Source organism: Companilactobacillus hulinensis (genome assembly GCF_003946555.1).
GTDB classification, from domain to species: Bacteria; Bacillota; Bacilli; order Lactobacillales; family Lactobacillaceae; genus Companilactobacillus; species Companilactobacillus hulinensis.
The window spans coordinates 85,537-98,038 of sequence record NZ_RHOO01000003.1 but is presented as its reverse complement, the minus strand read 5'-3'; the positions used below and the strand labels follow the sequence as shown (position 1 = coordinate 98,038).

Genomic DNA, 12,502 nt, shown 5'->3' with positions numbered 1-12,502 from the left:
ATTATCATTTACAAATAAAAGCTAATTATTTCGTTATTTAGCAATATTTTCAATTTGATTCAAATTGTCATTCATCCACTGGTAATATCCCAAATTGCTAGGCAATGTTTCAGTGAAATAAATTATCGGAACATTATTTTCTTTTGCTAAACTAGTCATCTTAGTAATTATTCCACTAGTAACTTGTTTATTTACCACCAAGAAGTCCACTTTATGATTCTTCAAGCCATCTTCCATATTCTTAACATCTGAAATAGATGGATCAGTATCTTCTTCAACCGCCTTGGCGAAGTGAGCATTATCAATCGTAACTCCCAAATCATTTAACAGATAATATGGCAGCGGTTCGGTAACATAAGCTTTTTTACCATTTAATTTTTGTTTTAACTTACTTTCACGGACTATCAATTTTTCTAGTTTTTGATTATAGCGCTGATAATTTTTAGCATAATAAACTTTATCTTTAGGATCAATTTTGCTCATATGCTGAAAAACTGCATAGCTGAGTTTTTGAACATTTGAGACTCCAAACCAGATATGCTCATTGTCACCATTCTTCTTATGTAATACGTCGCTAGCAAAATCTATCAGATTCTTATTCTGACTATTGGCAGTAACCATTTTATTGACCCAATCGTCATATCCTAATCCATTGGATACAATCAACTTTGAATCTGCAATTTGCTTAGCATTATTATTCGATGGTGAAAAACTATGTGGGTCAACGTTAACAGACTTAATGATCGACTCTACTTTGTATTTATTCCCGACAACACTTTGAACTGGTTCTTTATATGTATTAACTGTGGTAGTTATGATGTTATCAGCAGACTTTTTTTGCGCACATCCCCCAAGGACAAGCATTAACAAAAGCGCCCCTGCTATAAATAATTTTTTTCGCATATGTCCCTCTTCACTTCGAAATCAAAAAAATAGAGCTTGGGATTTCTTCCCAACCTCTAGAATAGTATCTAATATCACTTGCAAAGGCAAGCAAATCAAGTTCTACCAGATTTGGAAGTATTGTCCATTAGCTGGAACAAGATAGCTTCCTACTGGAGAATCTGAATTCTTTGAATAGATATTAACTTGATAACCTTGAACGTTATCCCAAGTAATCCTACCGTTAGCAACATACTGTGTTGTTGTTTTATCGTAAGTATTACTCAATTGATCAGCTAAATAGTTAACAGCTTGATCTGATGTAGTCAGATTAATAGTTCCCTGGTTATTAGACTGTGTTGATTGTTGATCAGTCGAATTATCAGTTGTGCCATTACTACTATTATTGTTACCAGTAGTTTTTGAACTATTACTATCATCACTAGCCGTACTACTCTTTGTAGTTGCATAGCTACTTTGAGAGTCAGTATCAGAATCATCATTACTACTTTGATTACTATCATCGTTTGTTTTTGTTGTTGCTGAGTTAGCGTTATTAGCGGATTTTTTTGCGGTACTCTTTTTTTGTGTTTTTTCTGTCTTAGTACCAGTATCAGTCTGAGTGGCAGATTGTTGTGAGCAACCAGCTAATAGAACTCCGGCTAATACTACTGTTACAAGTGAGATCTTTTTAAACATAATATAGTACCTCCCTATCATTTTATTATATATGGGGATTTCTCAGTTACGCAATTGTTACGCAGTAATCATTAATAAATCTTATCAAAATTAATCTTTTCATTTTTGCGCATTTTTGTTTCTAATTCAATAGTTTTATCAGCGATAATACTTTGAGCATCAATCACATTATATGGATGATCTGGCGCCTTTTCTTGAGCATAGGATAATTCAGTACATCCCAATACAATCACGTCACACTTGAATTCATCATGCATACGCTTCAAGATATGGAAATACTTTTCCTTGTTCATTTCACCTTTGATCTTGATATCATCATAAATCAAACTTTCGACTTCATCTTTGATATCTTGATCACCCATCGTCATTTCAAAACCAGCATCTTTGATTTCATCTTCATAAATATGGTCAGCAAGTGTACCCTTAGTTGCGATCAAGCCAACTTTGGCATCAGGGTATTCCTTTTTCATTGTTGAAACAGCCAAATGTGGCATATGAATAATAGGAATATCTGTAGCAGCTTGCAATTCTTTGTAATAATAATGAGCTGTATTACAAATAATTATCATGAATTCAGGGTGTAACAAGCTTTGTTGCTTGATGTCTTCCACCAACGGTGGCAAGAAGCTAGGCTTGTTGTGATCAATAATATGAGCTGTTCTATCAGGAACACTTGAGTGATTGACTAGAATATAATCCAAGTAATCTTGATCCTTACTTGTTGGTGTTCTTTCATTGATCAAATGAATATAACTTTCAGTGGCAAGTGAACCCATACCACCAATAACAGTAAAGAATTTTTGCATCTTATTATCCCTCAATATCTTTCAAAATCTTCCTTGCAACGACTGGGTCACTCGGATATGGTACATCGACACCATTGGTCTTCTGATAGGCATCGTCACCTTTTGCAGCGAGAACAACAATGTCACTTCCACCACTAGTCTCGATCATTTCACGAATGGCACTGGGACGGTCAATGATCGTCTTAACGTCAACCCTTGAATGGTCGATTTTTTCATCGATTTGTTTACAAATATCAGCTGGATCCTCAAATCCAGGATCGTCAGTTGTCAAAATAGCACTGTCAGCAAGATCAGTTAATACTTTGGCAAATCCTGCACGTCTGGAAACTCCCTTATTACCAGGACTTCCTACGACGACCTTAATATTAGACTTAGGATATTCTGTACGTAGGAATCCAAGTAGAGCTTTCATACTAGCATAATTATGCGCATAATCCACGAAAATTGTCCCGTGGCTCTTGGTATTGATATGTTCCATACGTCCAGGAACGCGCGCTGTTCTGAGGCCATCGGCAATATCTGCCTTATCTGCTTGAGCTAATCTTGAAGCAATGATAGCGGCTGTTGCATTCAATTCATTGAAGTCACCAACAACGCCAAGCTTGTACTCACCATCAACACCCAAAGCCTTGCCCTTTTCGGTTACAGACGAGATATCAAAGATACTATCACTTAGAGTTGCCTCTTTACTAGAAATACTGAAATCGGCATCCTTAGTATCACGGCCGAATAGATAAATGTCCTTATCATCACTAGTCTGACGAGCCGCATCGATCACAGTATCGAAGTCATTTGTCTGAGCATTGATGATATTTACCTTAGAATTGATCAATAATTGCTTCTTACAATACAAGTAATCCGCATAAGTAGGATGTTCATTCTCACCAATGTGATCAGGTGTAATGTTCAAGAACCCACCAATGTCAAAGTTCAAGCCATACACACGATTCTTCTTGTAAGCTTGAGATGAAACTTCCATAACTAACTTTGTCATACCGTTATCAACCGCACGGCGCATATCACGGAATAATTCCATTGATTCTGGTGTTGTTAAGTCAGACTTGAACTTGTCTTCAGGCTTAGGTCCAACGATACGGTCAACGGTTGAAAATAGTGCAACTTTACCAGGATATACCTCGTCCAGAATATTATGGATAAAGTACGAAGTAGTTGTCTTGCCTTTAGTACCAGTGAAAGCAATAATAAACAACTCACGTTCAGGATTACCATAAAAGGCCGCACTCAACAACGACAGAGCCTTTTGTACATCTTTGACAATGATATTACTGATACTTGAATCGAATTCCTTTTCAGCAACATAAATTGCTGCACCAGAATCAATTGCTTGCTGCAAATACTCAGCCTTAAAATTGTTTCCTTTGCAGAAGAAAATTCCGTTGGTTTGATCTTCTCTTGAGTTGTAGCTGATATTAGTCACCATAAGATTCTCATCTAATATTTTGCTAGAAACTAATAAATCATGCTCTTGTAATAAATCGATAGCTTTACTTATTTCTAAACTCATTTTTTACTCTCCTAGAATAGATTCCTAAAGAATTCCACAATGTTATCCCACCAGTTAGTCTTTTTGGCAGTAACTTTTTTGATTTTCAACTTCTTTTTGGTCTTAGTGTAAGGGATATAACCATTAGGTGAATTAACAGCATTCAATCTAACAGTCTTCTTATTATATGTTGTATCAAATCCCAAGTCATTTTTGGCTGTTTCAAACTTCAATGTAGAAACGTCAAAATCACTTGGCAACCACATATAAACATCACTATTAGGTCGATACTTATCATTAATCTTGTCACCAGTTGTTAGGATCTTAGTTCTGGTGTAGTTCTCCTTCACATAATGTGCAAGATTCTGTGTACTACGGAATCGCTTGTCATTATCTGATTTTTCACCAGCAACATCCATGACGATTGTAACAATACGTGAATCATCCATTGGCAATGTCCCAACAAATGATTCGCCAGCTTGTTCAGTTGTTCCCGTCTTTAATCCATCAAACTCATAACCAGCTTGATAATCACGTTGATCCTTCAATAATAGATTCAATGAATTATAGGTTTTGGTCTCACCATCAACTGGAAAATCCAGTTTGGCTTGGGAAGTAGTCTTAAGAACTTCTGGATATTCATCCAGGATATGCTTAACAATGATAGCAATATCATTAACTGATAACTTATTCTCACCGTCTTTGTTACCCAGATACATCCCTTCGTAGAGATCATTGTTGTTTAATCCAGAAACATTATTGATCTCGGCATCTGTAATACCCCAATTTCTCAAGGTCTTTCTCATTAATCTTACAAACGCCTCTTGATTGCCAGAAACCTTTTGTGCCAGGATCATTGCGGCAGAATTAGATGAAACAATCCACGCTGACTTGTACAAATCTTCTACTGAATATGACTTATCAGCATCCAATCGGACATTAGTCAATTCATCCTTTTGCGTCATTTCTGCTTGTTCCTTAGTAGGTGTAAGCATGTCAGTTTCTTTGAGATTACCTTCGTGTATCGCTTTTGTGACCAGATACATAGTAATTATTTTGGTAATGGAACCTATAGCGACCTTCGTATCTGGATTTTTTTGATAAATAACTTGTCCAGTTTTCTCATCAAAAGCCATCGCAGCTTTGGCATTTAACTCCGGTTCGGTTGCTGCTTGAACTGTCTGTGGTTGAAACACTGGAATCATTATCATAACAGACATTATTAATAGTAACTTTTGTATTAACTTCTTCATTAAATTCCTCACTTAACCTGATAAACAAGTAAAAACAGGCACGATAAAATACCCTGCCTCATCCTCTATTGTTCTGAAATTGGAAAATGAATGATAAACGCTGTACGTTCTTCATCCGATGTAACTGTTATTGTACCACCATGCAATTTGACCATGCTTTTGGCAATAGCAAGTCCCAATCCTGTACCGCCTGTTTCTTTAGATCGAGAATCTTCGACACGGTAGAATCGATCGAATAGATGATCCAATGAATCCTTGGGAACAGACTGGCCATTATTGGCAACACGCACTATTACATCTTTAGGAGTTCTCTCAGCCTCTAGCCAAAGATGTGTCGCACCTTTGCCGTATTTGAATGCATTGGTGATCAAATTATTGAATACTCGCCCAAGCTTTTCAGTGTCACCACGCATCATGATCTTTTCGGGATGTGTCTTAACAATGATCTCCATACCACGTCGATTAGCCTCTAATTCAAAGTCAGCGGACAATTGGTCGAGCATTTGTGTCATATCAAAAGTACTCAAGGTCAACTTACTTGTTGCATGTTCAACATTGGCATACTCAAATAAGGAATTGACCAAATTTTGCATTTCGAGTGACTTCTTGTAAGCCACATGGGCGTACTTCAGGATTTGGTCCAAATCCGAATAATTCTTGCTTTCAATCAGGCCCAGATAACCAATAACAGACGTTAGTGGCGTTCTTAAGTCATGGCTAACATTCGCAATCAATTCGTCTTTACTCTCTTCGGACTTCTTTTGTTCCGAAATATGTTTGTTAGTATTCGAGACTAACAAGTTGACACTGTCGACCACACTTTGTAATCTTTTGTTGACCTTAAGATTAATCTTGTGATTGAGATCACCGGCAGCTATTTGAATCAACTCTGACTCAACTTTGTAAACTTCAAACTGACGATAAGTTTTTATCATAGCATATATTGAAATAGCCAATTCTATCAGGATTACTAATCCAAAGAAAAACCAGATGCCCCAAAAGGTCGACTTCGACAAATCACGATTCAAAGCATTGAAGACGTGACTCAGACTACTGAAGTTCTCATTATTATAAAAAAGATCAGATATAACTATTAAAATTACGTTTATTACCTGAAATAAAAGAAAGGTGCCTATTCCTTCAAACAGGAGGACACCTTTTTCTTTTACATCCAGTTTGATTCGCTTATTCAAAAAATCAAACCTCCACTTTGTAGCCGACACCCCAGACGGTTTCGATTACCTTTTCACCATCTGTGGCTTCTTCCAACTTATCTCTCAAGTGGCTAACGTGAACCATAACTGTTTTGGCTGACACAACTGACTCTTGTTTCCAAACTCGCTCAAAGATCTCATCAGCTGAGAAAACTCGATTAGGGTGACTTGCTAGAAGATACAAGACACCGAACTCTAAGGCAGTTAATTGAACTTTATTACCTGAACTAGTAACAACTTCATGGGAGTCTTTGTAAATTGTAATGGGACCGACTTCCAACTTGTCAGGTACATTTTTGGATGTTTGTTGCGCGCTACGACGAAGAAGTGAACGAATACGAGCCATCACTTCCAAAGGATTGAATGGCTTAGTAACATAATCATCGGCACCAGTAATAAGACCTTGAATCTTATCCATATCTGTCGTCTTGGCGGACACAATGATAATAGGAATTTGTGAGTCTTTGCGGACACGTTTAACAACTTCGATACCATCGATTCCAGGCATCATAATATCCAAGATCATCAAAGCAATGTCACTGTGTTCTGCCAAAGCATCAAGTGCTTGTTGACCAGAGTTGGCCGCAACTGGTTCATAACCCTCGTTTTTTATGTAAATACTAAGTAATTCAACAATTTCTTTATCGTCATCTACTACTAATATCTTCATGAAATAAACCTCTCAAGCGCACATATTTACAACTAGTAACATTATACAATATTATGTTAGTGTATTACTAACTGGAAAAGAAAGTGAGTATCTATGGGCTACTTAAAGAAGAGAATCAGATTTATCCTGATTTTAATATTTTCAATAGTGATCTTTGGTGTCGTTCAATGGCAGATGTCTACTAATGGAAATTTAAGCGGTACTAAAATACTTTGGATTTCTGAAATATTGAAATCTGCCTGTATTGGTTTTGGAATTTATGCAGTTGTTATGCTTTTTAGGGTTAAGTAAGTTTGGTAGTTGTTTCCACCTCCTGGATAAAGAATTGAATCCTGCTGTGTGGAACAATTCGAGTAAAGGTCTCGAATTTCGATTTTGAGCTTCGTACAAATCACGAATCTCAAAAGTCGTCCTGTGCTGTAAGAACGAGAATACCACTCGTCCTAACACCACTAACACTGCTGGACTCAATTCTTTATCCCTACGGTTAATTTAGTTATATATTGCAAAAAATAGCTATCACAGAAAATATCAAATTTCTGTGATAGCTATTTAATTTAAAAAGATTCGTAAGTATATATTTACATCATATTTCTATTTTTAATCTAATTTTGCACTACGCATAGCGACTGTTTCACTGATTTTCATAAATGGAATATAGAACAAGATTCCGAATATAATTGAGATACCTTGAACAACTACTGCTCGCCAATCACCACCGGTTGCTAGAAACGCATTTAATAATGGTGGTGTCGTCCATGGAACCATGACAACTGTTCTATTCATAAATCCAATAGCTGTGCAGAAATATGCAAACAACAAAGCAAACACAGGTGTTAGTACAAATGGAATCAACAATGGCAAATTGAAGACAATAGGATATCCATAAATAACCGGTTCATTAATATTAAATAATCCAGGTACTAAAGACAATCCTGTAACTTCACGACTAGACTTCATCTTTGAAAATAGTAGCGTTGCAATAAGTAAACATATAGTACTACCTGTTCCACCCATCATTCCAAATGTATCTCTAAAGACACTAGTAATAATGTATGGTACATCATGTCCAGCAGCGAACGCCTGCATATTTTTATTAGTGTTGATAATTAGGACCGGATCCAATAGTGTTCCGTTGATAACTGCTTGATGAATACCGAATCCAAATAACAAATTACCAATACTGTAAATAAGAAGAAAGCCTGGCAAACTTGTATTAACTTGACGCAATGGTTCTTGAATCATTGATGTGATTAATTTAATCATATCTGTATGACCAAAGACTGTTAACAATGCTGCGATAATTGCTAACAAGCTTAATGTTAAAACAGTAGGAATAAGTGTTAAGAATGAATCACCAACTGCTGGTGGAACGTTTTCACCTAAGTTGATTTTGAATTTTTTAACATTAGATAGTTTGATAAACATCTCAGTTGCAAACAAACCGATGATAATTCCGGCAAACATCCCTTGAACACCTATATTGTTGAATGAAAGATACCCAGTTATATCAAAAGTATGCTTCTGGTCAACTGATGTTGCACTCAAAACAGCAGGCATCATAACAATCAGTCCAGAAAGTGCGACAATAGCAGAACCTAATTTATTAGCATAATTACGATTTCTTGATAAACAGTAACCAACCACTGGTGCAATTAGAAGCCCTGCAATATTCAAAGTACCATTAACCAAATAATTACCAAAAGTTTGAAAGTTTGCTAAGACTGCACCTTTGAAAAATAGAGTAAAAATAACGTTATTAATCAGAACACCGATACCTGCCAAAATGAACAAAGGCATTATCATGGCAAAAGCATCTCTTAAAGATTTCAAATATATCTGATTACCAATTTTTATTGAAATCTCCGTAAACCTATCTATAAATTTCTTACCAAACTTACTCTGTTCAGTCATTTTTATCACCCAATTCCTTACCATTAGTTTGAATAACATGTTTGAACCAGTAGTAGCTCTTCTTCGGAACTCTCTTCAAATCTCTCAATTCATGATTACCGCGATTTACATAAACTAAACCATAGCGTTTCTCAACGTTTCCTGCAGAACTTGGAATATCTATTAATCCCCAACCTAAGTACCCAATTACTTCAGCACCATCTAGATTCATGGCATCTTCCATGGCTTGAATATGTTCCCTATGATATTCAATTCGATAATCATCTTGAATCATATCTTTGCCGTTCCAATTTTCTTTTGCGCCAATACCATTTTCAACTGGAAAAATGGGAATGCGATAACGATCATACATTTCAGTAATAGTTGTTCGAAATCCCAAAGGGTCAATCTGCCATCCATATTCACTGGTATCAAGATTATTATTAGGAATCTTACCTTTACTCATAAAATAATTAGGAACGGTTCCTTTAGGAATATTTTTCGAATCAATCACCAAGCTGTAGTAATAACTGAATGCCAAAAAGTCACTCTTTATATTTGCAAGATTAGCAACAACATTCTCTAGTCTCTGTTGAATATCGCCAAGACCACTGTCATTCATATAACGAATAACTTCAGGTGAACGCTTTCCGAATGAAAAGAAGCTTAAGAAATCATTATTGATAAATTCTTCTGCTTTTCTTGTCATCATTACATCTTGGGGTTTACTAGATGCAGGATACATTTTCTGATACGCTACCATGCCACCAATTTGTAATTCTGAAAATTTATGAACATAATCGGCAACTTTTGCATATGCAATAAGGCTATTAGTTGCAATCTTATACTGATCGTCAATCGTTCTGTCACCAGTTAAGTAGCCACTGTTATCAAATCCCTCTTCGAACATCGTGCAGTTTTGTTCATTAAAGACTAGCCAATATTTAACTTTGTTAGAGAAACGATCAATTACAATTTTTGAAAATCTGACAAAAGCATCCGTAACATGAGAACTGACAAAACCATTATATTTTTTGGCTAAATTTAGAGGCATGTCAAAGTGATAGAGACATATTACAGGAACCATATTTCTTTTTAGTAACCCATCAATGAATTGATCATAATATTTCAATCCCTCTTCATTGATTTCTCCATCACCATCGGGAATAATTCTCGACCATGATACTTGAAACCTGTAACAGTTCATTCCAACATCGGCCATCAAATCAAAATCTTCATCATATCTGTGATATTCATCAATTGCTACTTTCCAATCACTTGAATTGTTAGTAGCTTTTTTGATGTCATAAACAGATGGTCCTTTACCACCTTCATTAAAGGCTCCTTCAGTTTGCATACTTGAAACTGAATTACCCCAAAGGAACTTTTCATTTTGCATTAAATCATCCTCCGCTTGTTTACAAGTACATGATAACTCATTTTTATAACTTGTAAAGTCAAATTTTAAATAGAATATTCAAATAATGGATAATGTATTCAAATTCTTTATATGATAAACTTGTTTCTAGTAAAGGAGATGACTGATCATTAGCCGCTATAAAGACATTGCTAAACATATTCAGGATAGAATTCAAAGTGGCGAATATAAGCCAAATCAGATTCTCCCAAGTCAAAAAGATTTAGCAAATGAATTTCAAACATCAAGAGTAACCATCCAAAAATCATTAGATGAACTTTCCAATAAAAACCTAATAACCAGAAAACAAGGGAGTGGTTCTTTCGTTGCTCCTAATCCCTTATCAACATTAGATATTCTTTCTAGTCAATATGAGGGAACAACACAGTTATTTAGAAATAAAGGAACTTTAACAACTAATGTGTTGAAATTCGATATTCGACTACCGCAAAAAAAAGAAGCCGAAAAACTTAACATATCCGATACAACTCCGGTATACGATGTTTTTAGACTTCGTAATTTGAACGATGATCCTTACGAATTAGACCATTCAATAATGCCACTTTCAGTAATAACAGATTTGAATGAAAAAATAGCGGAAGGTTCCATTTATAATTTTATTGAAAATAATTTGGGATTAAAAGTTGGAAGTTCTACAAGAAAAATTAGTGCAGAAAAACCAAATGATAACGACAAGAAATATTTGGACTGTAAAAATGATGACCCCGTATTACAAGTTTCACAAACGGTAAGTTTAAATGACGGACGAATATTTGAGTATTCACACACACGCCACCGCTATGATAAAGGTAGTATTATTGTTGTTAATAATATCGAAAAATAAAAGATACTTAATTAATCTTTAAAGGATTAATCAAGTACCTTTTTCATTTATCTCAAATAGTCCAAAACAAAACTACCCACTGCCTTAGCGGCAATAATCAAACATTTTTCATTCATCATGAAATCTGGACTGTGATGTGGATGATTGGCGTGATCATCAGTCATACAACCAACATAAAAGAAGGTACTAGGCAACTTCTGAGCAAAGTAACTGAAGTCCTCAGATGGTTGTTGGACGCCACAATCGAATACCTTGGTAACTTCAGGAATATTGGCGGCCTTGATACTTTTAACAACTTGTTTTGTTAAAGCTTCGTCATTAACCAATACTGGATAGTTATCATCGTAATCAATCTCGGCTTTGACTCCAAACATTGATTCTATTCCATGTGCAATCGTCTCAATTTGTTGACGAACTTTTTGGCGTGTTGCTTCTTTCATAACCCGCACGTCACCTTTCAAAGTAACTGATTCTTTAATGGCATTGAAAGAACCGACACCGTCAAAAGACCCGATAGTAACGCTAGCCGTATCAAATGGATCAATTCTCCGTGAAACTACAGTTTGTAACGCCGTTACAAAATAGCTGCCAGCCACAATTGCATCATTAGAAATTTGCGGCATCGAAGCGTGACCACCCTTACCAGTGAACTTAATTGTGAAATTAGAACGTCCTGTCTGAGTTTCACCAGCATGATAGCCAATTGTGCCGTTTTCCATTGACGTCATCACATGGACTCCTACAACGTTGTTGACACTATCCAAAGCGCCATCTTCAATCATCGACTTGGCTCCTCCTGGGGCAACTTCTTCGGCAGGTTGATGAATTATTCTGATACTACCATGCAATTGGTCTTTCAACTCAATAAGACTACGAGCGACTACCATCAAGTAAGCCGTATGTCCATCATGTCCACAAGCGTGCATTACTCCTGAATTTTGTGATTTGAATGGCAAGTCATTATCCTCTTGAACTGCCAGTGCATCAAAATCAGCACGTAAGGCTAGTTTTGGACCGGGATTACCAGAATCAATATCAACGATTATTCCATGACCATCCCCACAGTCACGAACTGTACAATCAAGATTCTGATAAAACTTTTTAATGTAAGCTGAAGTATTCTTCTCCTTAAAAGATACTTCTGGGTGCGCATGTAAGTATTCTCTAATTTGAATAATTTCATCCCTAGAATCATCAAGTTTCTCCATCAATTGTTCATGTAAGTTACCCACAAAAATTACCTCCTCAAAATTCTATGTATTATTATCTTCTCACAGAATTATAAAGACCGTGTAAAAAAGGACCACCAATTGGCGGTCC

Annotated in this window: 11 protein-coding genes; 1 reads left to right on the top strand and 10 read right to left on the bottom strand. The window is 36.0% G+C overall.

What is annotated here, in order from left to right:
* Positions 1-33: 33 nt before the first annotated feature.
* From EKM66_RS02795 to EKM66_RS02755, 9 genes are all read right to left on the bottom strand, one after another.
* Positions 34-903, bottom strand: coding sequence for a metal ABC transporter solute-binding protein, Zn/Mn family (locus EKM66_RS02795; RefSeq protein ID WP_125761480.1), 870 nt, complete (start codon positions 901-903; stop codon positions 34-36).
* A 102-nt stretch (positions 904-1,005) separates the two neighbouring features.
* A complete protein-coding gene (locus tag EKM66_RS02790) occupies positions 1,006-1,581 on the bottom strand; it encodes a hypothetical protein (protein WP_125761478.1) in 576 nt (191 codons plus the stop codon).
* A gap of 71 nt (positions 1,582-1,652) precedes the next feature.
* Positions 1,653-2,387 (bottom strand): aspartate/glutamate racemase family protein, encoded by a 735-nt coding sequence (locus tag EKM66_RS02785; RefSeq protein WP_125761476.1) that lies wholly within the window; start codon positions 2,385-2,387, stop codon positions 1,653-1,655.
* Between the two features lie 4 nt (positions 2,388-2,391).
* Entirely contained in the window at positions 2,392-3,912 is a 1,521-nt protein-coding gene (locus EKM66_RS02780; protein WP_125761474.1) for a UDP-N-acetylmuramoyl-L-alanyl-D-glutamate--2,6-diaminopimelate ligase, read from the bottom strand.
* An 11-nt stretch (positions 3,913-3,923) separates the two neighbouring features.
* Entirely contained in the window at positions 3,924-5,144 is a 1,221-nt protein-coding gene (locus EKM66_RS02775; RefSeq protein WP_125761472.1) for a D-alanyl-D-alanine carboxypeptidase family protein, read from the bottom strand.
* A gap of 65 nt (positions 5,145-5,209) precedes the next feature.
* A complete protein-coding gene (locus EKM66_RS02770) occupies positions 5,210-6,337 on the bottom strand; it encodes a sensor histidine kinase (protein ID WP_125761470.1) in 1,128 nt (375 codons plus the stop codon).
* Positions 6,338-6,341: 4 nt separating this feature from the next.
* Positions 6,342-7,028, bottom strand: coding sequence for a response regulator transcription factor (locus tag EKM66_RS02765; protein WP_125761468.1), 687 nt, complete (start codon positions 7,026-7,028; stop codon positions 6,342-6,344).
* 600 nt (positions 7,029-7,628) lie between these two features.
* Complete coding sequence (locus EKM66_RS02760; RefSeq protein WP_125761466.1) at positions 7,629-8,942, bottom strand: PTS sugar transporter subunit IIC; 1,314 nt, start codon at positions 8,940-8,942, stop codon at positions 7,629-7,631.
* Positions 8,935-10,320 carry a glycoside hydrolase family 1 protein gene (locus EKM66_RS02755; protein ID WP_125761463.1) on the bottom strand — a complete coding sequence of 462 codons (1,386 nt, stop codon included), beginning with the start codon at positions 10,318-10,320 and terminating at the stop codon, positions 8,935-8,937. The genes EKM66_RS02760 and EKM66_RS02755 overlap by 8 nt, the downstream gene beginning before the upstream one ends.
* Before the next feature lie 142 nt (positions 10,321-10,462).
* Between EKM66_RS02755 and EKM66_RS02750 the strand changes: the two genes are divergently transcribed.
* Positions 10,463-11,182, top strand: a complete 720-nt coding sequence (locus EKM66_RS02750) for a GntR family transcriptional regulator (RefSeq protein ID WP_318530611.1) — start codon at positions 10,463-10,465, stop codon at positions 11,180-11,182.
* A gap of 47 nt (positions 11,183-11,229) precedes the next feature.
* Here the strand turns inward: EKM66_RS02750 and EKM66_RS02745 are convergent, their stop codons facing one another.
* Entirely contained in the window at positions 11,230-12,390 is a 1,161-nt protein-coding gene (locus EKM66_RS02745; RefSeq protein WP_125761660.1) for an amidohydrolase, read from the bottom strand.
* Positions 12,391-12,502 lie beyond the last annotated feature (112 nt).